24 protein-coding genes are annotated in these 24,265 nt (G+C 46.7%); 17 read left to right on the top strand and 7 right to left on the bottom strand.

Annotated features, from left to right (window positions below; genetic code table 11):
• Position 1: 1 nt before the first annotated feature.
• Genes cyoB through cyoE form a run of 4 tightly spaced genes read left to right on the top strand, consistent with a single transcriptional unit; the run spans position 2 to position 3,893 of the window.
• Positions 2-1,981 carry a cytochrome o ubiquinol oxidase subunit I gene (cyoB, locus tag Q4Q49_RS05145; RefSeq protein ID WP_311891815.1) on the top strand — a complete coding sequence of 660 codons (1,980 nt, stop codon included), beginning with the start codon at positions 2-4 and terminating at the stop codon, positions 1,979-1,981.
• 1 nt (position 1,982) lies between these two features.
• Positions 1,983-2,603 carry a cytochrome o ubiquinol oxidase subunit III gene (cyoC, locus tag Q4Q49_RS05140; RefSeq protein ID WP_006084646.1) on the top strand — a complete coding sequence of 207 codons (621 nt, stop codon included), beginning with the start codon at positions 1,983-1,985 and terminating at the stop codon, positions 2,601-2,603.
• Complete coding sequence (cyoD, locus tag Q4Q49_RS05135; RefSeq protein WP_310189445.1) at positions 2,603-2,947, top strand: cytochrome o ubiquinol oxidase subunit IV; 345 nt, start codon at positions 2,603-2,605, stop codon at positions 2,945-2,947. The genes cyoC and cyoD overlap by 1 nt, the downstream gene beginning before the upstream one ends.
• Positions 2,948-2,960: 13 nt before the next feature.
• Positions 2,961-3,893, top strand: coding sequence for a heme o synthase (cyoE, locus tag Q4Q49_RS05130; RefSeq protein WP_107949917.1), 933 nt, complete (start codon positions 2,961-2,963; stop codon positions 3,891-3,893).
• Between the two features lie 111 nt (positions 3,894-4,004).
• Here the strand turns inward: cyoE and Q4Q49_RS05125 are convergent, their stop codons facing one another.
• From Q4Q49_RS05125 to Q4Q49_RS05105, 5 genes are all read right to left on the bottom strand, one after another.
• Positions 4,005-4,529 carry a protein disulfide oxidoreductase gene (locus Q4Q49_RS05125; protein WP_311998797.1) on the bottom strand — a complete coding sequence of 175 codons (525 nt, stop codon included), beginning with the start codon at positions 4,527-4,529 and terminating at the stop codon, positions 4,005-4,007.
• 25 nt (positions 4,530-4,554) lie between these two features.
• Positions 4,555-5,439, bottom strand: coding sequence for a thioredoxin domain-containing protein (locus Q4Q49_RS05120; RefSeq protein WP_071940383.1), 885 nt, complete (start codon positions 5,437-5,439; stop codon positions 4,555-4,557).
• Between the two features lie 135 nt (positions 5,440-5,574).
• Positions 5,575-7,686 carry a protein-disulfide reductase DsbD domain-containing protein gene (locus tag Q4Q49_RS05115; RefSeq protein WP_311998796.1) on the bottom strand — a complete coding sequence of 704 codons (2,112 nt, stop codon included), beginning with the start codon at positions 7,684-7,686 and terminating at the stop codon, positions 5,575-5,577.
• A 279-nt stretch (positions 7,687-7,965) separates the two neighbouring features.
• The gene (locus Q4Q49_RS05110) at positions 7,966-8,394 is read right to left on the bottom strand and encodes a hypothetical protein (RefSeq protein ID WP_311998845.1); all 429 of its coding nucleotides are present in this window, start codon (positions 8,392-8,394) and stop codon (positions 7,966-7,968) included.
• 196 nt (positions 8,395-8,590) lie between these two features.
• Positions 8,591-9,340 carry a 3-oxoacyl-ACP reductase family protein gene (locus Q4Q49_RS05105; RefSeq protein WP_259514904.1) on the bottom strand — a complete coding sequence of 250 codons (750 nt, stop codon included), beginning with the start codon at positions 9,338-9,340 and terminating at the stop codon, positions 8,591-8,593.
• A 185-nt stretch (positions 9,341-9,525) separates the two neighbouring features.
• Between Q4Q49_RS05105 and Q4Q49_RS05100 the strand changes: the two genes are divergently transcribed.
• The gene (locus Q4Q49_RS05100; protein WP_259514905.1) at positions 9,526-10,446 is read left to right on the top strand and encodes a LysR family transcriptional regulator; all 921 of its coding nucleotides are present in this window, start codon (positions 9,526-9,528) and stop codon (positions 10,444-10,446) included.
• A gap of 46 nt (positions 10,447-10,492) precedes the next feature.
• On the opposite strand, the gene Q4Q49_RS05095 is transcribed toward Q4Q49_RS05100, so the two are convergent.
• Positions 10,493-11,140 (bottom strand): CatB-related O-acetyltransferase, encoded by a 648-nt coding sequence (locus tag Q4Q49_RS05095; RefSeq protein WP_311998795.1) that lies wholly within the window; start codon positions 11,138-11,140, stop codon positions 10,493-10,495.
• A gap of 322 nt (positions 11,141-11,462) precedes the next feature.
• Positions 11,463-12,206, bottom strand: coding sequence for a transporter substrate-binding domain-containing protein (locus tag Q4Q49_RS05090; protein ID WP_311998794.1), 744 nt, complete (start codon positions 12,204-12,206; stop codon positions 11,463-11,465).
• 359 nt (positions 12,207-12,565) lie between these two features.
• On the opposite strand from Q4Q49_RS05090, the gene Q4Q49_RS05085 reads away from it, so the two are divergent.
• From Q4Q49_RS05085 to Q4Q49_RS05030, 12 genes are all read left to right on the top strand, one after another.
• Complete coding sequence (locus Q4Q49_RS05085; RefSeq protein WP_012090589.1) at positions 12,566-13,072, top strand: sigma-70 family RNA polymerase sigma factor; 507 nt, start codon at positions 12,566-12,568, stop codon at positions 13,070-13,072.
• A 2-nt stretch (positions 13,073-13,074) separates the two neighbouring features.
• A complete protein-coding gene (locus Q4Q49_RS05080; RefSeq protein WP_311998793.1) occupies positions 13,075-14,064 on the top strand; it encodes a FecR domain-containing protein in 990 nt (329 codons plus the stop codon).
• A 101-nt stretch (positions 14,065-14,165) separates the two neighbouring features.
• Positions 14,166-16,565: a TonB-dependent receptor domain-containing protein gene (locus Q4Q49_RS05075; RefSeq protein ID WP_311998792.1), complete on the top strand. Its 2,400-nt coding sequence runs from the start codon at positions 14,166-14,168 to the stop codon at positions 16,563-16,565.
• A gap of 2 nt (positions 16,566-16,567) precedes the next feature.
• On the top strand, positions 16,568-16,930 hold the full coding sequence (locus tag Q4Q49_RS05070; RefSeq protein WP_311998791.1) for a hypothetical protein: 363 nt from the start codon (positions 16,568-16,570) through the stop codon (positions 16,928-16,930).
• Complete coding sequence (locus Q4Q49_RS05065; RefSeq protein WP_311998790.1) at positions 16,927-18,606, top strand: PepSY-associated TM helix domain-containing protein; 1,680 nt, start codon at positions 16,927-16,929, stop codon at positions 18,604-18,606. The genes Q4Q49_RS05070 and Q4Q49_RS05065 overlap by 4 nt, the downstream gene beginning before the upstream one ends.
• A 20-nt stretch (positions 18,607-18,626) precedes the next feature.
• Entirely contained in the window at positions 18,627-18,995 is a 369-nt protein-coding gene (locus tag Q4Q49_RS05060) for a DUF3325 domain-containing protein (RefSeq protein WP_126493241.1), read from the top strand.
• An 8-nt stretch (positions 18,996-19,003) separates the two neighbouring features.
• Positions 19,004-19,930 carry a MotA/TolQ/ExbB proton channel family protein gene (locus tag Q4Q49_RS05055; RefSeq protein WP_311998843.1) on the top strand — a complete coding sequence of 309 codons (927 nt, stop codon included), beginning with the start codon at positions 19,004-19,006 and terminating at the stop codon, positions 19,928-19,930.
• Positions 19,914-20,384: a biopolymer transporter ExbD gene (locus tag Q4Q49_RS05050; protein ID WP_311998789.1), complete on the top strand. Its 471-nt coding sequence runs from the start codon at positions 19,914-19,916 to the stop codon at positions 20,382-20,384. The genes Q4Q49_RS05055 and Q4Q49_RS05050 overlap by 17 nt, the downstream gene beginning before the upstream one ends.
• Complete coding sequence (locus Q4Q49_RS05045; RefSeq protein ID WP_012197834.1) at positions 20,384-20,788, top strand: biopolymer transporter ExbD; 405 nt, start codon at positions 20,384-20,386, stop codon at positions 20,786-20,788. Before Q4Q49_RS05050 ends, Q4Q49_RS05045 begins: the two co-directional genes overlap by 1 nt.
• On the top strand, positions 20,785-21,591 hold the full coding sequence (locus tag Q4Q49_RS05040; RefSeq protein WP_311998788.1) for an energy transducer TonB: 807 nt from the start codon (positions 20,785-20,787) through the stop codon (positions 21,589-21,591). Before Q4Q49_RS05045 ends, Q4Q49_RS05040 begins: the two co-directional genes overlap by 4 nt.
• A 940-nt stretch (positions 21,592-22,531) precedes the next feature.
• Positions 22,532-23,350, top strand: coding sequence for a hypothetical protein (locus Q4Q49_RS05035; protein ID WP_311998787.1), 819 nt, complete (start codon positions 22,532-22,534; stop codon positions 23,348-23,350).
• 49 nt (positions 23,351-23,399) lie between these two features.
• The gene (locus tag Q4Q49_RS05030) at positions 23,400-24,197 is read left to right on the top strand and encodes a hypothetical protein (protein ID WP_311998786.1); all 798 of its coding nucleotides are present in this window, start codon (positions 23,400-23,402) and stop codon (positions 24,195-24,197) included.
• Positions 24,198-24,265 lie beyond the last annotated feature (68 nt).

Here is a 24,265-nt window from a genome sequence, read left to right as displayed (position 1 = left end):
CATGTCATTTCTCGGTAAATTAAGCTTAGATGCGATTCCGTATCACGAGCCTATCATCATGGTGACCTTAGCGGTCGTCGCAGTGGTAGGTTTGTATATCGCAGCCTTGATCACTAAACACAAAAAATGGAGCGTACTTTGGAACGACTGGTTAACCTCAGTTGACCATAAACGCCTCGGTATCATGTACATAGTGTTAGCTTTGGTGATGCTCATTCGTGGCTTCTCCGATGCCATTATGATGCGTACCCAGCAAGCACTCGCCACCAACGGCGCCGCAGGTTATCTGCCGCCTGAACATTACGACCAAATCTTCACCGCCCATGGCGTGATCATGATTATCTTTATGGCGATGCCATTTATGATAGGTCTGATGAACTTAGTGTTGCCGCTGCAAATTGGTGCCCGCGACGTTGCCTTCCCATTCTTGAACAACCTCAGCTTCTGGCTTACCGCCTCGGGCGCTGTGCTGATCAATATTTCTTTGGGTTTAGGTGAATTTGCTAAAACAGGTTGGGTAGCGTATCCACCCCTCTCTGAGCTGGCTTACAGTCCGGGGGTTGGGGTCGATTACTATATCTGGGCACTGCAGATTTCGGGCATAGGGACGACCTTAACCGGGGTGAACTTTATCGCCACCGTACTGAAGATGCGTGCCCCAGGCATGAAGCTGATGCAAATGCCAATCTTCACTTGGACTTGTACGTGGGCGAACATACTGATCGTCGCGTCATTCCCAATCTTAACCGCTGTGTTAGCCCTGCTGACACTCGACCGTTACATGGATTTCCACTTCTTCACCAATGACGGTGGCGGTAACGCCATGATGTATATCAACCTGTTTTGGGCGTGGGGACATCCTGAAGTTTACATCCTGATTTTGCCTGCTTTTGGTATTTTCTCCGATGTGATCTCAACCTTTACCTCTAAACGTCTGTTCGGTTACACCTCAATGGTGTGGGCGAGTGGTGCGATTTCAATTCTAGGTTTCATCGTTTGGTTACACCACTTCTTCACTATGGGCTCAAGTGCCAACGTCAACGCCTTCTTCGGGGTGATGACTATGGTGATTGCGGTTCCAACCGGGGTAAAACTGTTTAACTGGTTGTTCACTATCTACCGTGGCCGCCTACGTTTAACGGTACCTGTGTTGTGGACACTAGGCTTTATGGTGACTTTCACTATAGGCGGTATGACAGGTGTGTTATTAGCCTTACCGGGTGCCGACTACGTTCTACATAACAGTTTGTTTTTAATCGCACACTTCCATAACACTATTATTGGTGGTGCGGTATTTGGTTACTTAGCAGGTTTTGCTTACTGGTTCCCGAAAGCGACAGGTTTCCACTTGAATGAGCGTTTAGGTAAGGCGTCATTCTGGTGCTGGCAAATCGGTTTCTATGTGGCCTTTATGCCGCTGTACGTACTGGGCTTTATGGGTATGACACGCCGTATCAACCACATTGATAACCCAGCGTGGAACCTGTGGATCTACTTAGCCGCCGTGGGTGCTTGCATCATCATGGTCGGTATCATTCTGCAGTTTATTCAACTGTATGTGAGTATCCGTGATCGCGACCAAAACCGCGACACCACGGGCGATCCATGGAATGGCCATACTTTAGAGTGGTCAACCGCTTCTCCACCGCAGTTCTATAACTTCGCTAAGCTGCCACAGGTTGCTGATATCGATGCCTTTACCGATGCGAAAGAAAAAGGCGTGGCTTATCAACGTCAAAAACACTACCAAGCTATCCATATGCCGAAAAATACCCCAAGCGGTATCTTAATGGCGCTGGGGATCACTGCCGCTGGTTTTGCCGCTATTTGGCACATCCTGTGGTTAGCCATTGTGGGCTTAGTGGGCGCTTTCGTGGTGTTCCTGTTCCGTGCTTATAACAATGACGTCGACTATTACGTGCAACCCGATGAAGTGGCTCGCATTGAAAATGCCCACTTAAACAATGTAGTAAGGGGCTGATATGAGTATTGCAATCCCAGCAGATTTAGAAGTAGCTCACGCAGAAGATCACCACGAACACCATGACACGAGTGGCAACACTCTGTTTGGTTTTTGGATTTACCTGATGACCGACTGCATTTTGTTTGCCTCGGTTTTCGCAACCTATGCCGTGCTCTACATGAACACGGACGGTGGCGTTTCGGGTAAAGACATTTTCGAATTGGACTTTGTGCTGATTGAAACTGCCGCCCTACTCGTTAGTAGTATTACCTACGGCATGGCGCTGATTTTTGCTAAGCGCCACAACAAAGCGGCGACCCTCACTTGGTTAGCCATTACCTTTGCACTGGGTTGTGTGTTTATCGGGATGGAAGTCTATGAGTTCCATCACCTGATTGAACACGGCAATGGCCCGCAGCGCAGCGCTTTCCTATCGTCCTTCTTCACCCTTGTCGGTATGCATGGTTTGCACGTAACCGCAGGTCTAATTTGGATGGCGATCATGATGATTGAAGTGGCAAAAACCGGTTTAGGCAACCGAAGCATCACTCGCCTGAGCTGCTTAAGCTTGTTTTGGCATTTCCTCGACATCGTATGGATTTGTGTATTCACGGTCGTGTATTTATTGGGAGCACTGTAATGGGCGCACATAGTCATACGCACAATCAGCCTAGCCATGGCACTGACGATCTGGCCGCGAGCATTAAGTCATATCTAATGGGCTTTGTGCTGTCTGTGGTATTAACCGCCATTCCGTTTTGGGCGGTAATGACCCATCACTTCGAGAAAGCAACCACCCTTAGCTTAGTGCTAGTGATGGCGATAGTGCAGATAGTGGTACATCTTAAGTACTTCTTGCACTTAGATTTCTCGAAAGAAGGCAAAGTAAATACCTTCTCCTTCCTGTTTACCGCCCTGATTATTGTCATGGTAGTCGGCCTGTCGGTGTGGATCATACTCGAAGCCAACGCTTTGATGATGTAACGAGAAACAGTCTATGCAAATACAAGACAGATTTATGTCACCGCAATGGAAAGCACGCTTCAAAGGGTATGTACAGGTGACTAAGCCTGGCATCATTTTCGGGAATCTGATTTCCGTTGCTGGCGGTTTTTTATTAGCCGCCAAAGGCGACGTAAATTTGGTCTTGATGCTAGCGAGCTTAGTGGGATTGTCCTTGGTCGTAGCCTCGGGCTGCGCAATCAATAACTGTATTGACCGTGATATCGACGCCAAGATGCAGCGAACCTGCAAACGCGTGACCGTCACGGGCGAAATTGCAGTGGGTAACGTACTCGCGTTTGGACTCGCCTTAGGCGTGTTGGGCTTTAGCATCTTAGCCTTGTTTACCAATGCATTAGCCCTGCTATTTGCCGTTATTGGTTACATAGTATATGTGGGGGTTTATAGCCTCTACATGAAACGTAACTCTGTGTATGGCACTTTGGTTGGCAGCTTCTCGGGCGCAGTACCGCCCGTGGTTGGCTATTGCAGCGTGACAGGGCAAATGGACATAGGTGCAGCTATTTTGCTGTTGATGTTCAGTCTATGGCAGATGCCACATTCTTACGCCATCGCGATTTTCCGTTTTAATGACTATGCGGCCGCCAATATTCCTGTGCTGCCAGTGGCAGAAGGCATGACCAAAGCAAAACTGCATATCGTGCTTTATATTGCCGTGTTCGCCTTAGTCAGTGCACTGTTGCCACTCGCGGGTTACACAGGTATCGCCTTTATGGCGGTCACCTGCGCCACCAGCCTGTGGTGGCTTGCCATGGCATTAAAAGGTTATCGCCACGGCGTCGACATGCAACGCTGGGCTCGCCAAGTGTTTGGGTTTTCAATCATCACTATTACGGCGCTCAGTGTGACTATGGCGCTCGACTTCCAAGTCGTGAGTCAGGCGCCACTGCTCACCTTAGTGAAGTAAATCCTAAGCTTTCAGCTAGTTGTCTAGTCCTGAAATAAGTTGATAATACAAAAGCGCTAACCTAGATTAGCGCTTTTTTTCTACCTTAAAACAGCCCCTGATGTATCACTTCTAAGTGAACATCATTCGCCACCACATGCCTGGCAGGCTAGTAAAACCAGTCGTGTAGTGTTTTAACTCACCATCTTTAAAGATCATAATGGTTGGCGTCGACTGCAATGACCAATCACGGGCAATCTTGCTGTCACTATCGTTAATAGTGTCAAAGCCATAATCCTGATGCTGCAGATATTTTCTCAGTTTCTCATCCTCACCCGAACTCATGGCAACCGTCACCACTGGGTAATAGGCCGACATTTGATTGACCGCTGGACTGACAAAATTACACACAGGGCACCAAGTGCCCCAAAAGTATACCAATACCGCCTGATCTTGGCTGAGCGTGGCAATATCAAGCGTATCCCCTGCCAACGTCGTCCCTTGTAGCTGTGGCAAATTATCCCGCGGGATATCTTTGCCGCGCCAGATGTCCATCACGCTGGTCACGATAAGGGCAATGAGCAGCCAAAGTGCCAGCTGCTTAATCCAGCCCAATATGCGTTTAGGTAAAGATATCGAAACTTGTTCGGCGCTCATATTTTCAGTTTCCTTTGGCGGCATCTTAACTGCTCTTCTGCGTCTTATCTTTAGCGGCAATCGCGGCTTCAAGCTGCTCTTTTAACACTTCGTAAGGCACTAATCCTGGAATAAGCGTATCGGCCACTATCATACTTGGCGTGCCACCTATGCCTAACTCATTCATTAATTTCACATTATCATCGACCATTTTAGCGACGCGCTCATCTGTGTTGCCGACCCAGCGCTCAGTTGCCGTCAGTTTAGCGACCTTAGCGATGGCGGCGGCATCGAGTCCACGCGGGCTCGACATCAACATATCCTTCACCTTGAGATACTTTTCGGGCTCGTTTAACCAAACCGTTTGGGCAAAATCGACCGCCATTTTGGAGCCTTCGCCCTGCAGCGGCACCATTTTGACTATGATTTTTAACTGCGGAAATTCTTCAATCAGCTGGTTCAGCGAAGGCTCGATTTTCTTGCAGTATGGACAGTTAAAATCGGTGAAGTACACCATCTCAATCTCAGGTGTCGCAGCGCCCTTCCACGGATCGCTTTTGGTCTCATACATGGCTTTATGATGAGTCACAAGACTGGTTTGCATGGCTGTATTTGCCCCCTCTTGCTCCCTTGCTTGCCACGCAATAATCGCTTCCCTCATTAGGTCAGGATCATTGATCAAGGCATCTTTAAGAATCGCTCGCACCTCTTGCTGCTGCGCCGCCGATAAACTGCTGTCCTTGGCATAGGCCATGGTGCTCACCGAAGGCAAGGAAACTACCAGCATTGCCATGGCGACACCCGAGACAGCAAACATCTGCAACTTGCGATGTTTGAATAAAGAGCTAAATTTCGACATCTTAGTGCCTCCGATGACTTGAGTATTCTGCATTGATTCAGTGATGTTTTGTGCTTCAATTGTCTGTTTCATAATCGATTTCCATTGTTTCAGGTCAGGGGCTTCCTGACCTGAGTATTTGTTGAGTGTCACTCGACTCGCTATTGAATGAAACTCGCCAGTGATATTGCCGAGTGACATATCCGAGTGAACGGCTGGTCGTTAGCGTTATTTCCCTGCCGCTACGGATGACTTTTCAGGGGACGCAGAGGCCTGTTCAATCGCAGCAAGCACAAGTTCAGTCGATAGAATTTCCGGTAACTCAATCCCTTGCGGCGCACCCGGGCCGTAAACCACGTTGAATGGCACTCCAAATCGATTATGGCTTTGCAGGTAGTGAGTTATGGGCTCAGAAGGCGTAGTCCAATCGCCCTTTATCGGCAAAATATGCGGCTGTTGCAACAGGCTATAGACAGGATCTTGCAAGATCACGCCAACTTTATTGGCCTTACAGGTAATGCACCAATCAGCAGTCACATCGACAAATACTGTCTTGCCCTGAGCCACCTGCTGATTAATCAATGCTTGATCCAATGGCGTCCAAGCAAGATCCGCAGGTAAAGGTTTAGCCCACTGGTTCGCCGTCATAAATGCAATAACCGCCGACAGTAAAATGCCGATACCTAAGCAGCTCACGATGGCAATCGCGCCATATTTTTTAGCCATAAACACCATAAATATCAGTGCAATGACACCTGCTAATGGCCACAGGTAGCTAGTATCAATGAAGCTGGCCAACAGGCTAATCAGCCACAAACTGGTGATGAGCAACATGCCGGAGAAAAACACTTTAACTGTGTTCATCCAGCGACCGGGTTTAGGGAAATAACCCGCCACTTGCGGGAATGCCGCCACGATTAACCAAGGGAACGCCATACCCACGGCCAACGCGGTAAAGATGGCAAACAGGCTCAGTACATCGGCGCCCAAGGCGAAGGCGACCGCAGTCCCCAAAAATGGTGCACTGCACGGTGTCGCCAGCAGCGTCGCAAACATGCCCTGTAAAAAATGGCCGCTGTTATTATTGCCGCCCGTTGTCGCCAACTTGGTTTGCACGTTAGAGGGTAAGTTAATCTCAAACACACCTAACATGTTGAAGGCAAAAACTGTGGTCACCAGCGCCATAAAGCCTATAAACCAAGGGTTTTGGAACTGCACACCCCAACCAATCGCTTGACCCGTGAGCTTAAGCATTAAGATAAAGCTAGCCAGTAACCAGAATGAGGCCAATATCCCCAGCGCTGATGCGATGAACTGTTGGCGGATTTGATTACGTTTAAGATCAGGCGCAGCAACCACTGAACTGAGCTTCATGCCGAGAACGGGTAACACGCAGGGCATGACGTTTAAGATCAAACCACCAATAAGCGCTAACAGTATCATGCCAAATATCGAGGTACTTGCTTGAGTAATCACCACAGGCTTAACCTCGGCGCTGTATTCCAACGCCCGCTCGCTATCGGCGACAGTTATGTTCAGCGATTTACCCAAAACTTCAGGCTCGCCCAGCCAACTTTTACCGCTGAAAATACCGACCAATTGCTTGCCGTTAGCATCACTTTCACTCGGTTTTAAGCTCACTAGCTTAAATGTGATATCTGGCTCACCATCGATAATCACGGTTGGACTCTGCCAGTTGGCATCATTGAGTCTGACTTCAAGTTGACCTTTGGCGGCATCCCAACCCATTGTCATGGCAGGATTCTGGCCCTCTTGGGACAACACTTTTTGTGGCACAAGCGACACGGCCTTGTTGTAAGCCAACATGGCATCGGTATCTGCTTGCTGCGCATTGGGCGTGAAGTCGAGACTAATCTGATAATCCGTCAGTACACAGATAGTGGTACAGGTCGACAAGGTCACTTTGCCGCGCAGCTGAGTTGGAGCAGCGATATCATCGACTTTTAGGGTTAAGGGAAAGGTCGTATTACCTTTGTAACCAAAGGTTTGTAATCCCAATAATGAGAATTCCTCTGGCGCAGGCCATCTCCAATCCACTAGCTGTAGATTGCGAGAGCCATCCCACTTGATGGTAGGCGCAATGCCGCCTTCCCCAGGACTGCGCCAATAGGTTTTCCAATCGCCCTCAAGTTGTACTTCAAGCACAGCGGGCAAAGTATTCGTTGCGGGATCAACTTCGCCCGTCAGCATAAAACGTACTTTGGCTGGCGGGTGATTATCGTTAACTAACCACCCCGTCGATGCGGCCAATAGTGACGGACTCGTCACTATCAAGGCGAGTATCCAGAATCTGGTTAACATGGATTTTAATATGCTCATTTTGTCCCCATTGGCATGAACTGTTCGTTATGCCCTGTAAATGCTTGCTTTACTGCTTAACTCTGCCCCCATTACAAAGGGCGTGATGACTTAAGAAAAATCAATGTGATAGCATGCTTAATTCAAGAAATTTGATAGGAGATAGGATGTGTAAAAGCGGACGTTCTGCAGCTGGGTAATGGTCCTTTCAACCGGTAAACGGGTAAGAAAAGCCAACTATCGAGCTAGAGAATGGGCGCCAGAATAAACTCACCTATCAGTTTGATAAGTGAATTATTTCTATTCTTGAAAGCGACAGAGAGTGAGATGTATTCGCCTAGGTTTAGCTTGATAACCTTGTATGGGTAACAGTGTTATCACGCGGGAGGCGCGGTGAAGTAACGGCAGTAGGAACAACAGGATAAGAAATGGAATGGGACTCGGTGCATCGATACAGGTTCGGATCGATTTCTCAGACAATTCACATTTTTTAGGCTCGCTTTTGACCAGCTCAGTACCCGCCGCTTGGGCATCGACGTGACTAGCCATATTGCTTGAAGCTGAGCTGCTATTAAAAGCTGAACTTGAGTTTAAAACTGAGTTGGCGCCAAAACCAGCACCAGAAAAAGACGTAGCCGACATCGCTTGCGCGCTCGACTCCTTGAGCAACAAGTTAAGTATTCCACTGTTTTGAGTCAAACAGAACAAGGTCAGAATGGTAAACACCATCACGCCCCATAAGTTGCCTGTTTTCTTAGTCAATAACGTAAAAATTTGGATTTCTCTTCGTCTTATTCTTTGATAATAAAGATAAAAAATGAGTGTCTTTCAACAGATAGCTGAAGATAAGACCGGCGGATTGTAACAATAGTTCATCAACAAGCAAATTAATTTGCCTTGCCTGAAAAATAGATACAGACAAAGCTTATGCTGAAAACCCACCATCAATCATCAAACTCGCACCAGTGATGTAACCCGCTTCTGGACCCGCGATAAAGGCGACAAAACTGGCAATCTCTTCGGCTTTACCATAACGACCCAGGGCACCCATCGCCTTGATTGGCTCAGATGAATCACCGTTATCAGGGTTCATATCGGTATCCACAGGGCCAGGCTGAATGTTGTTCACCGTAATCGCACGCGGGCCTAAATCCCGCGCTAGTCCCTTGGCTAAACCGACTAATGCCGATTTACTCATGCCGTAAATCGCACCACCTACAAACGGAATGCGCTCAGCGTTGGTGCTACCGATATTGATGATGCGGCCGCCGTCATTCATGTGCAGCACGGCTTCTTGGCTCGCCACAAACACACTGCGCACATTAGTGTTAATTGTTCGCTCCCAGTCCTCTAACGTCAGGTTCTCAATGCTATCCCAAATCAACGTGCCCGCATTATTGACCACTATATCTAAGCCACCGAAGTGCGCTTTTGTTTCGCGAATGGCACGACGGATCGCCTCCGGCTCTGTGCTGTCGGCCTTAATCGCAATGGCTTGACCACCCTGCGATATAACTTCATCCACCAGCAATTGTGACTGCGCCTCAGAAGACACATAGGTAAAAGCAACCGCTGCGCCGTCACTCGCTAAACGCTTAACGATGGCGGCACCGATACCACGGCTACCACCTTGTACAAAAGCCACTTTACCTTGCAGATTATTTGACGATTTCATAGTTAGCTCACTCATTAGGGATATAAACGTTATGGTATAGAAAAGCGTTGTTAATCAATTACAAAATGACGTTCGCTTGTACGTTAACGCTCATTTTCATACTGTGGTAGTAGCTTACGCGATTCACTTTCCATCATTAAGTCACTAAAATGACCTTCACTAGGTCCTTCAAGGAATTAATTGCCGTGATAAATAATCAATTTGTTGAGATACGCCATTTCGTCACAGTTGCACAGCTCGGCAGTTATACCTTAGCGGCGCAGGCGTTAGGCATGACAGGTTCGGCGCTCAGTAAAAGCATAGTGCGATTAGAAACCCGCTTAGGCACTAAACTTTTGCACCGCACCACAAGGCGTGTGAGCTTAACTAATGATGGCGATTCGTACCTCAAAGACTGCCAAAATGCTATGGCAATCCTAGACAATGCACAGAGCCGACTCGGCAGCGAACAGCAAATTCCCTCAGGTCGAGTGCGAGTTGATTTACCCGTCACGTTTGGGCGGCGATATATACTGCCAACCCTATTATCACTATCGCAAAAATATCCCAAGCTCGAGTTATCCATCACCTTTAACGATAGGGCGGCAGATCTATTCAATGATGGGATTGATTTGGCGGTGCGTGTCGGACAACTCGGCGACACTGTGGATTTAGTCGCCCGTAGATTAGGGGAACAACGCCGAGTGATCTGCGCGTCTCCTGCCTATTTTGCTCGATTTGGTACACCAAAAGACAAAGCAGATCTCAACCAGCACCAATGCATTGTTGGCTGGCCGCTTGGGCAGCAACATCGCTGGTTACTTAAAAATGAGGATGGGATCATCGAGGCCTATGACATTCCAGTACGCCACGAAATCGCTGATTGCGAAGCTATTTTAGCGGCCACACTGGCGGGAGTGGGTTTAGCGCAAGTGCCGATATGGCTAGTTGAGGACTATCTTAAGAGCGGTGAACTTATCTCGGTACTGGACGAACTCGCCAGTGACGACACACCTATCCACCTTATTTGGCTTAAAACCCCTTACCTCCAACCCAAGCTACGGGTGATCATCGAAGAACTGGCCGAATTAGCCAAAACGCCAAAAAGTAGATTTAAGGCAGAATAAGTGAAAGGACTCGACTGAGCGCGACCTTTCACTTCGGGACTAACGATTATTTGCTTTGATGTATGGATTGGTCATAGAGAGTGATCGCTTTGCTGAGCGCGTCAAAATCCGCCGAACACAAATACCGCTTTAAGCTTTCAAACTTTTCGGCAGGCCAATCGTAGATTTTTAACGCCAGTAACTCAGTAATGACGTCTTTATCAAACCGATACTTGATTAATTTCGCAGGTGATCCCGCCACAATACTGTAGGGTTCGATATTTTGAGTGACGACACTATTTGCGGCAACAACCGCACCTTCACCTATCGTCACCCCAGGCATCAGCATACATCTCATGCCTAACCAAGCCCCATCACCAATATGAGTATCGCCTTTGCCTACATAGGCCTCCTCGATGAAATCCATAAAGGGATATAAACAAAACCAATCCGCTCTATGCGTATGATTTCCGCCCATTAAGATCACAACTTCGGCGGCGATACAAACATAGTTCCCGATATAAAGTTTATCGATAGGCCACTTAGGCTCCCACTCACGGCTCCCTTCATCACCATGAAGATATCTCACTGCTGATCCCTCAAAGCCAGCATCCCAGCAATCACTGTAATAGCTATGTTGGCCTTTGACTATGATATTGGGATTGGTGACCACCTCATGCAATAACTGAACTTTTGACCAATGCTTGTTCTGCATTGTAAATCCTCTTTATAAACAAAATTGTTAATACGAAACATAATGTTATGAGAAGCTTCACATTAGGATAGTCAGTGAATACGCGGTTGTTTTAGCAGAGGAATGAGTTTCATATAAAAGTCATAAGTGGGTATCAAAAAGAAAATAGCCCATAAAGCTGAAATATCGACATGAGCGATGCCAGCCGACATGTTAACCACCATAGCCCGCCGCTGCAAAGCTATGACGGTTAGTTAAGTCACACGTTTAGACAATGACTTGAGGGTGAAAAACATTTTAATCGTAAAAATATCCTACTTTTTTGCCGCGCAATAAAATCTCATCAATCATATTTACCTTTATATAAATCTTGAACCATTGTTTGATATAGCCCTGATTTCTGTATTTTTTCAAAGCCAGAATCATACTTTTCTACAAAAGCTTCGACATTAGGGTAATTTTTGGAAAACATGAGGAAGGAGAAATTTTCATCATACGCTAAAGGGTGAATTTGAATTTTAGCTTGTTCTTCAGCAGATAAATCGCGTATCAGTTTCAGCCCCACGGCTTCATTTACAATGAACGCGTCAAAACGTTTAGCAAGTAGCATCTTGATTCCCTGTGGGTATTCGTTTAACTCTTGAACTTTAACTCCTATCTCAGTCAATGCGTTAACATAGTAATCGGCTCGGTTGCTCCCGATAGTAAATTGTTTAAGATCACTCATGATCTTCCAATCAAACTGACTATCTATTCGTTCAATAAATACGCTGCGAGAAACGATTATCGGTTTCTTACTGAACAGATATTGGGCTTTACGATCTTCTTGAATGGACCAACCGGGTGACGCGAGAAAATACCCATTACCGGTTTCGACTTCAATACGAGCCCAAGGTTTGAACTCGAATTTTGCAGTAATTCCTTCCTGCTCAAAAGCGATTGTGACCACATCGTTTAAAAAACCCAATCCTTTCAATTTAGCGCCAGCATACGGAGACCATTCTCCGCTACCGATAAGAACATCTTGGTTTGCAGCCGAAACAAAGGCACTCATAGTTAAAATCAGGAACAGCAGAAACTTACTCATCAATTTCTCCTAAAATATTCCAACTTTCTTTTTATTCACTTAGAAAATAAGTTAAACCACCAGCAAGCTAAACCTAACAAGATGTTTTTATATCATTAATGAATCACCATATTTTTCAAAAAGATAATCGGTAGTCCTATAGAGATAAGGCTCAAGTTTAGTTGAGCCAGTCAAAAACACAAAAAGATAGGCGAATCCTTTTGCTCGAAAGTCGCATAAAACAGGATTACAGCTTATTTTCCGCCATGATTCTCGCTATGCATAAGCAGGTAATCTCATGGGCGTAATGACACAAAACTTGACCCGTCAAATGATAATCAATATCATTACAGCATTATTAATATTCTTGCCTATACCGTATGACGTCGGTCAATATTTCTTCTCCTATCAATAACCTATATAGAGATAACCAGTTTTGGCTACGCGGCTGGCTATACTCACGCGTGGGTTGTTCAGAAACAGCGGCCGACCTAGCCCAAGATACATTTCTACGTTTGTTAAAAACCGGAAATTTACCGCCCTCAGGCGAATCGCGGCGTTTTTTAACTCGCATTGCTAAAGGATTGATGATTGATGCTTATCGTCGGCAGAAGATTGAAGAAGCCTACCTAGAAAGTTTGAGCTTGATGCCAGAAACCTTCATTCCTGGGCCAGAAATCCATCATGTCATCATTGAAACACTCGCTGAAATTGCCGTTATGCTCGATAACTTGCCGGATAATGTGCGCTTGACGCTGTTACTGCGCCAGATCGAGGGTTTAAGCTATGCCGACATTGCTAAGCAACTATCAGTTTCTGTTTCATCGGTAGAAAAGTACGTTGCGCGAGGCTTAGCGGCCTGCTGCCTCGCGCTGGAATCCTATTAATCATGCCTGCCAATCAATCTGGGGCCGAGAATATCGGGCAGGAAAACGACAGCAATGCCATTGAAGCGGCGGCTGGCTGGATGGCACGCCTGTTGGCGGATGACGCTACCGAGCAAGATAGTATTAACTGCCAACAATGGCGTGACCAAAGTTCACTTCACGAACAAGCATGGCAACGCATGTGCCAGATCACTGGCAAGTTCGCCTCCTTACCTAAGGGTACAGGCATCCAAGTGCTTGAAAAAGTTAGTCAGTCCGTCGTATCACGTCGCCGTTTCCTCAATGTTTTAGCGCTGGCAGGGATTGGCGTCACCGCTACTTGGCTTGGCGCGTCACAGACTCGACTTGGCCGGAGTCTGCAGGCTCAATACCGCACCGGCGCAAACGAGACTCGCACCTTTACTCTTGAAGATGGCACCCGCTTAACACTAAACATAGATACTGCGGTGGATGTGGATTTCTCAGCCGAGAAGCGGCAAATACAACTCCATCAAGGAGAGATCTTAATCAAAACGGGTCATGAATCTCCCCGTCGCCAATTCTTAGTCACCACTCACTTTGGCCAACTAATCGCGTTAGGTACTGAGTTCTGCATCCGCCAATACGAACACTATGCCCGTGTAGCCGTAATCGACGGCGCTGTAGAAGCTTATTCTGCCAGTGGTGTTAAGCCACAACGAGTAGATGCAGGCCAACAAACTCGGTTTGATAAGACAATGATTGCGCCTCCTGAACCGCTACAAAATGCAGCGATAAGTTGGCGCCATGGCAAGCTAGTGGCAGAAGGGATGCGGGTAGCAGATTTTGTCGAGGAGATCGGCCGCTATCGACCCGGCTTCACGCTATACGATAGTGCCGTGGCCAATTTGACCATCAGCGGCGTATTTTCTCTGCAAGATACCGACCTTGCCCTACAAAGCCTTGCAAGCAGCCTGTCAGTAGAACTGCAATATCGCACAGCTTACTGGGTCAAAGTGATCCCAGCCCGCTAAAACCTTAACGCTGAAAATTATTTTCAAAAAATTTTACGGGTTTTGCGATCTCGTTCGGAATAGTAGATAGAACCTATTAACTTTCCCCCTTGGGACTCTCTATGCATTCCGTTGAATTTGGCCGTTCGCGACCAAAAAAATACCGCGCTAACTACTTGTCCCTTATGGGCCTGAGTTTCACCGTCATCTTAAGCATTACAGCACCACAGCCATCACTGGCTCAAACTGTCGATGTAGATGCCAAACAAATCAACAAGCTACAACATTATCAGATTAAGGCGGGCACGCTCGATGCTGTACTCAACAGCTTTGCTCTAGCCGCGAATATTGATCTGTCGATATCTTCAGCACTCACTCTGGGTAAAACCAGCTTAGGGCTAGAGGGACAATACTCGATTGAAGCAGGCTTGCAAAAGATACTGGCGGGGACGGGTTTACAGGTCACATCGCGCCTTGAGGGGCAATATATTCTCGGCAAGGCGACCGCCGCAATAGTGTTGGCACCCATAACGGTTATCAGCGCTGCGGGTTATGAACAGGATATCAAAAATGCGCCAGCGAGCATTAGTGTGCTTTCAGGCAAGGATCTAGAGCAACGCAAATTTAATTCACTACAAGATATCGCGCGGGAAATTCCCGGTGTCAATGTTATTGGCTCTGGCGCACAGAGCGGAATATCCATACGCGGCATGGAGAAGGGTTATACGTTAGTGCTCGTTGACGGCAAGCGGGTACGCTCGGACACGGGAAATCCGCGAGGATTGAACAACGAAGATCTCGATAGCAATTTTATCCCTCCCGTTGCGTCGATTGAGCGCGTCGAAGTGGTTCGTGGACCTATGAGTTCTCTCTACGGTAGCGATGCAATGGGCGGCATCATCAATATCATTACCAAAAAAACACCCGAACATTGGAGTGCCAGCGCGGGCTATAGTTTGCGCGTGCCAGACAGCAGCGCTATGGGGAATCAAAACCAACAGGATATCTATATTTCGGGGCCACTGGTTAAAGATCTGCTTGGTGCTTCCATTTGGGGAAATCAAGCCGTACAGGACGAAGACAAATATTACGGTGGATATCAGGAATCCACTAAGCGAACCCTAGGCGGTAAGCTGCGGATCACGCCTAATCGCGACCACGAGTTTATCCTCGACTACTCAAAGGCGAGTCAGCGCTACATTGGCAATTCTGGTGGAGTTCTACTCACCACCGCCAGAGGAAGTATTGACCGCAAATGGACCCGAGATGCATGGAGCATTGCCTACAATGCCTTGTTCGATCTTGGCGAACTAGAACTGAAATACTATGAAGAAGATTATGAAAGACTGACTTATCCTGCTGCAGCTGATTTCACTACAGGATCAACAAACAAAGTCGGCGATGCGCGCTTCATCACAGGTGTAGATAGCCATACTCTGACTTTCGGTGGTCAATGGACTAACGACAAACTGACTAACGGTGATTTAGGTAATGGTACTCCCCGAAGCTTTGGTACCCGCTCTGTCAGCGATATCAGTATTTTTGCAGAAGACGAATGGGAACTGCTCACAGAGAAACTTTATCTCACCCTTGGTGCGCGACTAACGGATAACGAATTCTTTGGTCATCATGTCTCACCTAGAGCATATCTTGTTTTCAATCATAACGATCACTGGACTTTCAAAGGGGGCATCGCCACTGGCTATAAGAGCCCGAAGATTGACCAGATTGATAACACCACAGGCTCTCAACGCGGCGGCAGTACGAGTCAGTTTGTCATTGTTGGTAATCCGGACTTAGAGCCAGAACAAAGCACGAATTATGAAATCGGCGCGCTTTACACTAAAGATGACACGCTAAATATCGGCGCAACGCTATTTTTCAATGACTTTTCCAACAAAATCCTCAACACCAACACCTTCTATTTCGACGATGGTAACGGTGGATATATTCCAGCCTATTGCATTTCAGGTGACGTTGGCACCAAAGACTGCCCAGCCTGGGCCACTTGGCTAAATGCCAAGGGAGCACAGATCCGCGGTGTCGAACTTGAAGGCCACTGGGACATAGCTGATACCTTGGCGCTCAAAGCGAGTTACACCTATACCGATTCACGAATTGACGCAGACAACGTGATCATCAATACCCCCGCGGGTCCACGCCCTTTCGGTGACACCTTGGCATTGCTGGATGGAAATTCGCTCGTCGGCATTCCAAATCATAACGGCTCAATAACGCTCGACTACCAACCTACAGAGGCACTCTCGGCATTCCTGAGAGGTAATTATGAGGGCGAAATTACCCGAGTCAGCTTCGAGCGCAACACGGTCGATAAGAGCGACAAGGATTTGATCACGCTGGACGCAGGTCTGAATTATTCGCTGAACCGCTTTATTAGCTTCAACGTCGGGATAGACAACATCACCGACGCTACGCGATTTAAAGTGAATAACGATACTGGGGCCTACCGCTATTCAGAGCGCGGACGTAGCTATTTCGTTAGCGTTAAGACGCAATTCTGAATATGGACCTACATATCATGCTCGAAAAAGACTCACGATTGTCCCATCAAGCGAAGCGCGGCAATCAAAGCGCCGTTAGCAAATGGCTGTTCACCACTGGGATGCTGGCACACTCAATCGCCATCTGTTTATTGTGCTATTTATCCAGTGGCCAACTTGTTAATACAACAGGAGCTCTGCTTTACCACATGGGTATGCCATGGACGGATGCCGTGGTCGTCACCAGTATGCTGGGGTTTATCTACTTAATGCTGATTCTATTGTGGGCATTTTCCCGTAACGGCGTCCTACGAACTTGGCTGAATGTAAGCAGCCTGACGGGTTTTAGTATCTTCATGGCTTGGATAATTGGAGCATTAGCATGAAAGATGGATTCCGTACTCGGATGAATCTCCTGCACACTTGGGCAGGATTGATATTAAGCGGCTTGCTGTTCGCCATTTTTTGGACCGGCACGCTGTCAGTATTCGATAAAGAAATCGATCGCTGGATGATGCCACACACTCGAATACACATGGATACTGCAAGGCCATTATCGGTAGACCGCGAGATCATACCTTTACTGGCAGAGCGAGCTGAGGGGGCAAAAGCTTGGACTATCGTGCTACCCGCTGAGCGCAGACCTTTTTTGACATTGGCTTATGATTCTGCAAAGTCACACATAGCACAGCGAAATAGTTTCCACCCGATCACGCTCGAACCACTTCCAGCTCCAAACACCCGAGGAGCGAGTAACTTTATTTACCCCTTCCATCACAATTTAACCTTACGCCAAAACAATATTGGCGCCCTACTGGTTGGTATTGCGAGCATGGGTATGCTTTGCCTGTTAATTTCCGGCATTGTCATACACCGTAGAATATTTGCCGATTTCTTTACCCTTAGGCTGCTTCGTGGCTTTGGCAGAGCCAATCTCGATATTCATAACCTCACAGGCGTTGTGCTGCTGCCTTTCACTATCGTCATCACCTTGTCAGGGCTAATGATTGCGCACTTGATCTATTTCCCCAAGGCGCCCGATGCCGTTTTCGCACAGCTTAACCCACCATCCGTGACGCAGGAACGACCCAAATCCAAAGTAAGAGAAGCTTCACGCAAACGTGAGCAAGATGTTAGCAGTGAAAATGAAGACGAAATTACCGATGCCAGAGAAGGCTCACGAAATAGTCCTGCACGGAGCCGTTTTATCGCCGAATCACAGGGGCGTGTTAGACCACAAGCAATAGGCCAACCCGCCAATGTTGCCGCAATTGATCCTATGATTGCGGCGACCGAAAGCGAACTAGGTCAAGGGGCTGTCTATATGGTTCGGGTTAGCAATCCTGGAGATGCAGGTGGCGTCGTCGCACTCAGGCTAAATGGCGATAACAGCGTATCTCAGAATATTGATAATAGGAGATTTTCTACCGCCACTGGAGAGGAACTAGCACATTTCAACTCATCCTCGACGACCAATGTATTTAACTTTATTGCTGGTATGCATTACATCAAATTTAAACACTGGCCACTGCGCTGGCTTTATTTTATCGCAGGGCTGGGTGCTTGCGCGTTAATCGCCACTGGCCTACTGCATTGGACTCAGGCACGTAACCAAAAGCAAGGCAGCACTGGCTTCAATGTGTCTTTTATGAATGCACATAACATCGCTGCGATCACTGGCATTATTTCTGCGACCGGGGCTTTTTTAGTGGTCAATCGCTTGCTCAATAATAGAGAACAATTTGCCGGTATCTCCAGCCGCGATTTAGAGGTATATGCCTTCTTTGGTGTCTGGCTAGCTTGCTTACTTCATGCGTTGATCAGAGTATTTTTGAACAAACAGCATGGTTACCGAAAGGCTTGGGCAGAACAATGCAGGGCGATTGCTCTGATTGCTATCGCAGCTGTGGGACTGAACTGGATAACCACAGGCGACCATCTGCTTAAGACCCTATTCACCCATACCTATTGGCCCGTTGCGACCCTAGACTTAGTGCTTGTTACTAGTGCTGTGATGGCCATTTACGCAGCGCGGAAACTATCCGTTATCCGTGAGAGTTAGATGTTAAAAGGAGAGGATTAATGCCTAAAGACCTGCTGTTAGTCGCCATATTTAGCACGGCCTACCTCAGCTTTGCTTTGTTCGCCCTGAGCCAAGTACGGCATTGGCGCGTTGTTTTCGATAAGGCGCTACCCACTCAAAGGGTGGTGTTGACCCTACGCTGCCTAGGCATCTTGATGCTAAGCATATCTTTAGCACTGTCGCTGGTGCGCGACGGTGTCAGCTTTGGCAGCCTGCTTTGGATAACAATGATTGGCATGGCTGCACTTGCCATCGCCTTAACCTTAGCTTGGCGACCTCGCTGGTTACGGCCTGCAGGTAAATTATTCTCCTTCACTTACCCAGATACAGGGCGAGTGAACCATAAAATGAATCAAGTTAAAGGTTGATAAAATTGATGATATTGAAAGCCGTTTTACTCTCATTGGCACTACTTACTTTACCACTCACCGGTTGGGCGCAGGAAAATGCCAGTGCCGATAACAGCCAAGCCACGTTACCGATCAACACTGAGACTCATGCCATTGAGCAATTGTCTTCAGTACCTGAAACGGTAGTTTCGGGTGTGCAACAGCCAACGGAGGAAGCTTCCGCTACAGATGTGTTAGCAACATCGACTTGGTGGAACGATGCCCTCGCGCTGCTAGAGACGGGCGGCACAGTAGTGGTGATATTGCTGCTGATGTCATTGGTTGCGATGACGATTGTGCTGATGAAACTTATCCAGTTTCAGCGAGCCGGACTGTGGCAACGTAAACCCGCAAGGCAGGCATTAGCGCTATGGCAACAAGGCAAGCAGGAAGAAGCATTACAGCTTGCTGCGGTAAGCCGTAATCCCACTGCACAGGCAATGGCACAAGCGATTCGTGGCATCACACGCCAACTGCCTGAACCTTTGGTGCGTGAAGAAGTGCTGCGTTATGGCTGTAATGCGCTATTTCAGTTAAGACGCGGATTGCGCCCACTAGAGGTCATAGGTTCATTGTCACCACTACTGGGATTACTGGGCACGGTAATGGGTATGATCGCCGCCTTCCAACAACTCCAAGCAGCGGGTAATAAAGTGAATCCGGCGATTCTATCGGGCGGGATCTGGGAAGCCTTGCTCACCACAGCGGTCGGCTTGTGTGTCGCAATCCCAGTGGTGGCATTGCTGAACTATCTAGAACGGCGCGTCGATCACCTCGCTCATGAAATGGATAACTTAGTGACGCAACTGTTTACCCCAGAGTTATCGGCGGCCAGCACTTATCAAGCACCAAGCACAGTGGTTACACCACTCACAGCCAGTAACAAACAGGCACGCCATGCAAGCGCCCTTTAGTCAACGACCAAGACTCACGGCTCATCCTTCAAAACGTAAAGCGGTGATTAGCTTAACGCCACTCATTGATGTGGTGTTTATCCTATTGGTGTTTTTTATGCTGTCTTCCAGTTTTCTAGACTGGCGCACTGTGGCGCTCGATACCAGCACGGCAGGTAGCCCCGATCCCGCTGAGCAAGCGCCATTTTTAGTACAAATTAGCGTAGACCAACTGCAACTAAACGGCGAAACGATCACACTGGAAGCATTACAGCAAAAAGCACAAGGGCGCCAGACTGCAAGCCAAATGGTGAGCCTACAGCCGCAGGCGGATACTCCTGTACAAAGGTTAGTGCAGGTATTAGATGCACTTAATGCAGCAGGGATTGCGCCGCTAACACTGGTAGAAGACTCCAATTGGCAACCCGCACCTGCGACGAAAGCGGACGGCAATAACATGGAGAACAGCCACTAATGCATTTTCCTGAACGTCGGCCGGACCAAACAGAAGAACGTATTTTGCCGCTGATTAATGTGGTGTTCTTGCTGTTAATCTTTTTTATGATCGCAGGTAGCCTTTCCGTGACAGCACCGTTTGATGTCACTCCACCGGTCTCGCAAAGTGATGGCGTAGATGAACCGGATGCAGTGCTCATCCTAATAAGCCGTGAAAACAAGCTCGCACTCGATAATGAACCGATTACGGAAGCAGAACTGTTAGCACGCATCAATATGCTGCTGTCCGCCGAGCCAGAAACCCAAGTCACGCTAAAAGTTGATGGTGAGTTATCGGGAAACCAGCTCGTGCATTTTACCCAAGCCTTGTATGGCGTAGGCGTTAAAAAGCTGCGTTTATTAACTGAGCTGGGGGCCAAATGACAGGCCAAGAGTTAGCGCCGAACATAGCGCAATGCGGTATAGCTTTGCTGTTAGCGGCTTTTTTGCACATCGCCTTAACGGCTGCGGTGTTTTGGTCACCAGCAGTAATAACGCCCTCGGGTCAGGCTAAAGCGGTTGGCAACGGAGGGATTGAAATTTCCTTAGGGCCAGCAGGTAGCGCAGCGAGTGCTCTGCCACAAACGACGGCGCCAGTTGCTAAGCAAAAATCTGAGCCAATCGCAGAGCAACTCGATAAACCAGCACGACTGCCACCCATAACAAAGAAAGCAACTCCCACACTAAGTACCAAACCTAAACCCATAGCGCCAACGCCTCAACATAAGCTAACAACTCAGTCCGAGGTGAATGAGCAGCATAGCAGTCCAACCGAAACCCCATCGCCGACAGCGTTAGCAGCGTCTGCCAACGAAGTAGGTCAAAACGGTGAAGGTCATTCCGCAGAACAGAATAAGGCGGCTAGCGGCGATAACATGACTGGCGGAGGTTTGCTTGGCGATACCCAGGACTACACTGCGACTTTATTAGCTTGGTTAGAGCAACATAAGGAATATCCGCGTACGGCACGTAATCGACGTCAGCAAGGCACAGTAATGCTGTATTTTGTGTTAGATCGTCAAGGCAGTGTCAGCGCGAGTCGAATTGAGCAAAGTTCGGGCTATCAAACATTAGATGCAGAAGCACTAAAAATGTTGGAGCGAGCCCAGCCCTTACCTGCCATACCCGATACAATGCCAAACGAGACGTTAGAACTTGTTGTGCCAGTGCAGTTTTTCTTACGTTAAGCTGCGCCGTGAAATGGGACATCCAGCGGACAAGTTGTCTACATGGTCATCATATTTAATGAGTACCTTGCTTGTTTGTGTCGCTGAAACCAAACTATGACATAGCAGCATATACAGAAACAATTACTTAGCTAAATAATGTAACCATACATCGACATAAAATGTACCCATAGTCTGACAAATAGGAACAGCCACAAAATAACTCAAGTGAAAAATGTAACTTTACTACAAATGACTATTTAACCTTTGCAAACTGACAATTGGTCTAAACAGTATTGGTTGCATTGCTAATTTAGCCGCCAGTGAATCAAAATGGGTATTGAAAAGTTGCTTAACTGAGTATCCAGCATTCGTTACTAGCGACCTATCTTCTTAAATCCTTTCCTCTTAGCTAGATCTTGCGCAAATTTTTTAGCGGCCTTTAATGACTCTCTATCTGTGAATTGTTCAGCTGTAACTGTGGGGGAGCAATAAGTTTGATACTAAAATGGCAGCGTTCGCATAGTTACGCTGCCATTTCTAAATCGAAATTGCCCCATTCCTCGTTGGCAAAGTGGCATTTAGCTAACTCCTATATCAGAACATTGACCCAATTTTAGTAATGCTAAAGAGTTCTGGCCTTATCAGTTATTAACCACAATTACCCTAGCTAATGAGAAAATGTGGTGCGAGTATCAGCCTGAATGCGGGGCCAGAATACTGTCAATCAAAGTCAATAATTAGTCAAAAGTGAGCGTGAAAGAATAAGAAAGCTAAAACAATATCAAGTGATTACCCACCAAACTGTATAAAAACCGCTATCGAAAAAAAACAAATTCCTATACCATCATTTATACCCATTTACACGGATGTGGCTGTGGCCAAGTCCAACAAGCGATTTATGCCCTGCAAACAGCGCAGCGCATAAATACTAAGACGTTAGTGTTTAAAGGCTCCGTATATGGAAATTGATCAGATCGTAAAATTAGTACTACTTCCACTTGGCGGAGTATCGGTCGTTCTTGTGGCTATGGTCGGTTGGCTGGCTCACATAAGCACTAAGAGGATCATACAAGGCGAACTGACAAAACATCAGTTACAACTTGAATCATTTAAATCAGAAAGCAGTAAAGAACTTCAGCATGTAAAAGATATCGGCGCCAAAGATATTGAAGCATTGAAGAACCAGTATACCGCTGACATCGAAAGAATTAAGGCGCAGCTACAATCGGAGTTTTTAAAATACGAAACATATACCACAATTTCAAAAGAGATTTATCAAGGGTTGTTTGCAAAAAGGGTTGAAGTTTACGGTCAATTATTGAATCTAAAAAAGGAAATTGATCAGTCAATTGTAGATAATGCCGAGTTTCTGGAAATTCATGATGATGATCCAACTCCTTTTACCAATGCGGTAAAGAAAATCGGTAATGCTTCCCATGAAAATCCGATGGTTCTTTCTAACAAATTGGCGGCACTCTCTGCTGAGCTAGTTGAAAAGTCTAATAGTGTTTTCTCTAATGCGAAGGTGCAGTCATTTTACGCAGAAGCTCATAATCACGATGCCAAGTACATGCACGAGATAGTTATGGAAGCTGAAAATGACGCATTAAGAAAGATGTTTACTGAGTGTGGTGACGTTTACGAGCGATGGTTTGTTCAGCTTAACGATGATGTTTCAAAAGTTCGTTCCGTACTTGATTTGGCGGGAGATTTTTTAGACAGCAACACACTAATAAATAGCTCCTGCGGACGCGCCAAAGGCGCGCCGTTGAACTAAGCGTTATGTTTTAATGATCTCCAGATTCAGCGATATTTGTTGAGGTAAAATGAACGAAGAATATAAAGCAGATATATACATGCGAATGGCACAAAGATTTATTCAGCCACTCTTCTTTAAAGATGGTTGTGGTGGATATAATTTTTCTTCAACAGCGACATTTGTAAAGTATAGAGATGAATATTTCTGTGTTTTTGCTGCACACGCAGTGCTACTTAATGAAACACGCCTTGATAATATTGGCTTCCTGTCTACACATGGTTCCTTCATTTCGTTAAATGAAATATGTAAGCGCTCTCGAATATTTAAAGAACACGATATTGGAATTTGCAATACGACTGCTCCATTTGAGCATAAAAATTATTTTGATCTTGACGCGGAAGAGTCAACAACAAATTTTAAATCTGAAGCTTTTGGGTGGATAGGTTTCCCAAAAAAGAAAGCTAAAGAAAAATATCATAGAACTAAAGCTTCAGAAGAGCATATTACTAATGATCTTAGCGTGTTAGAAGATGGAACTTTAAAGTGGACTAATGCTAGATTCTTATGCTTAGGGGTCGAATTAATTCAAGAGACAGAAGATTTTATTAAAGGACATTTTGATAATGAAAATGTTACTTATGAGCAAGAAGGCTTTAAAAGTAAGGCTTATTCACTAAGAGGGATGAGTGGTGGTGCTTTATTTCAGGGGCCTGATAAGATAAATTCAGAGAATCCTACGCTGAATGATTTCTACAAATTTGCAGGTATTGGTCTAGAGCACCGAACAAATGAGAAAACGGTTGGTGGAGCTTCGAGGCACATTGTAAAAACGTTGATAAGTCAACTATTAAGCACTGAAACATAACAAAAATCCAGACGGCGCCTACGGCGCGCCTGATTTAGGCGTTAGGCTCATATGCAATTCCTCGAATT

Origin of the sequence: Shewanella sp. SP1S1-7, assembly GCF_031932105.1 — a bacterium.
Lineage (GTDB): Bacteria > Pseudomonadota > Gammaproteobacteria > Enterobacterales > Shewanellaceae > Shewanella > Shewanella baltica.
The sequence above is the reverse complement of the archived record's forward strand: the minus strand, read 5'-3'. Positions and strand labels throughout refer to the sequence as shown.

What these genes read in the sequence shown, in the direction of transcription:
- cyoB (WP_311891815.1), top strand. Translation starts at nt 2, where the DNA reads ATGTCATTTCTCGGTAAATTAAGCTTAGATGCGATTCCGTATCACGAG.
- cyoC (WP_006084646.1), top strand. Translation starts at nt 1,983, where the DNA reads ATGAGTATTGCAATCCCAGCAGATTTAGAAGTAGCTCACGCAGAAGAT.
- cyoD (WP_310189445.1), top strand. Translation starts at nt 2,603, where the DNA reads ATGGGCGCACATAGTCATACGCACAATCAGCCTAGCCATGGCACTGAC.
- cyoE (WP_107949917.1), top strand. Translation starts at nt 2,961, where the DNA reads ATGCAAATACAAGACAGATTTATGTCACCGCAATGGAAAGCACGCTTC.
- Q4Q49_RS05125 (WP_311998797.1), bottom strand. Translation starts at nt 4,529, where the DNA reads ATGAGCGCCGAACAAGTTTCGATATCTTTACCTAAACGCATATTGGGC.
- Q4Q49_RS05120 (WP_071940383.1), bottom strand. Translation starts at nt 5,439, where the DNA reads ATGAAACAGACAATTGAAGCACAAAACATCACTGAATCAATGCAGAAT.
- Q4Q49_RS05115 (WP_311998796.1), bottom strand. Translation starts at nt 7,686, where the DNA reads ATGAGCATATTAAAATCCATGTTAACCAGATTCTGGATACTCGCCTTG.
- Q4Q49_RS05110 (WP_311998845.1), bottom strand. Translation starts at nt 8,394, where the DNA reads ATGGTGTTTACCATTCTGACCTTGTTCTGTTTGACTCAAAACAGTGGA.
- Q4Q49_RS05105 (WP_259514904.1), bottom strand. Translation starts at nt 9,340, where the DNA reads ATGAAATCGTCAAATAATCTGCAAGGTAAAGTGGCTTTTGTACAAGGT.
- Q4Q49_RS05095 (WP_311998795.1), bottom strand. Translation starts at nt 11,140, where the DNA reads ATGCAGAACAAGCATTGGTCAAAAGTTCAGTTATTGCATGAGGTGGTC.
- Q4Q49_RS05090 (WP_311998794.1), bottom strand. Translation starts at nt 12,206, where the DNA reads ATGAGTAAGTTTCTGCTGTTCCTGATTTTAACTATGAGTGCCTTTGTT.
- Q4Q49_RS05085 (WP_012090589.1), top strand. Translation starts at nt 12,566, where the DNA reads ATGACGTCGGTCAATATTTCTTCTCCTATCAATAACCTATATAGAGAT.
- Q4Q49_RS05080 (WP_311998793.1), top strand. Translation starts at nt 13,075, where the DNA reads ATGCCTGCCAATCAATCTGGGGCCGAGAATATCGGGCAGGAAAACGAC.
- Q4Q49_RS05075 (WP_311998792.1), top strand. Translation starts at nt 14,166, where the DNA reads ATGCATTCCGTTGAATTTGGCCGTTCGCGACCAAAAAAATACCGCGCT.
- Q4Q49_RS05070 (WP_311998791.1), top strand. Translation starts at nt 16,568, where the DNA reads ATGGACCTACATATCATGCTCGAAAAAGACTCACGATTGTCCCATCAA.
- Q4Q49_RS05065 (WP_311998790.1), top strand. Translation starts at nt 16,927, where the DNA reads ATGAAAGATGGATTCCGTACTCGGATGAATCTCCTGCACACTTGGGCA.
- Q4Q49_RS05060 (WP_126493241.1), top strand. Translation starts at nt 18,627, where the DNA reads ATGCCTAAAGACCTGCTGTTAGTCGCCATATTTAGCACGGCCTACCTC.
- Q4Q49_RS05055 (WP_311998843.1), top strand. Translation starts at nt 19,004, where the DNA reads ATGATATTGAAAGCCGTTTTACTCTCATTGGCACTACTTACTTTACCA.
- Q4Q49_RS05050 (WP_311998789.1), top strand. Translation starts at nt 19,914, where the DNA reads ATGCAAGCGCCCTTTAGTCAACGACCAAGACTCACGGCTCATCCTTCA.
- Q4Q49_RS05045 (WP_012197834.1), top strand. Translation starts at nt 20,384, where the DNA reads ATGCATTTTCCTGAACGTCGGCCGGACCAAACAGAAGAACGTATTTTG.
- Q4Q49_RS05040 (WP_311998788.1), top strand. Translation starts at nt 20,785, where the DNA reads ATGACAGGCCAAGAGTTAGCGCCGAACATAGCGCAATGCGGTATAGCT.
- Q4Q49_RS05035 (WP_311998787.1), top strand. Translation starts at nt 22,532, where the DNA reads ATGGAAATTGATCAGATCGTAAAATTAGTACTACTTCCACTTGGCGGA.
- Q4Q49_RS05030 (WP_311998786.1), top strand. Translation starts at nt 23,400, where the DNA reads ATGAACGAAGAATATAAAGCAGATATATACATGCGAATGGCACAAAGA.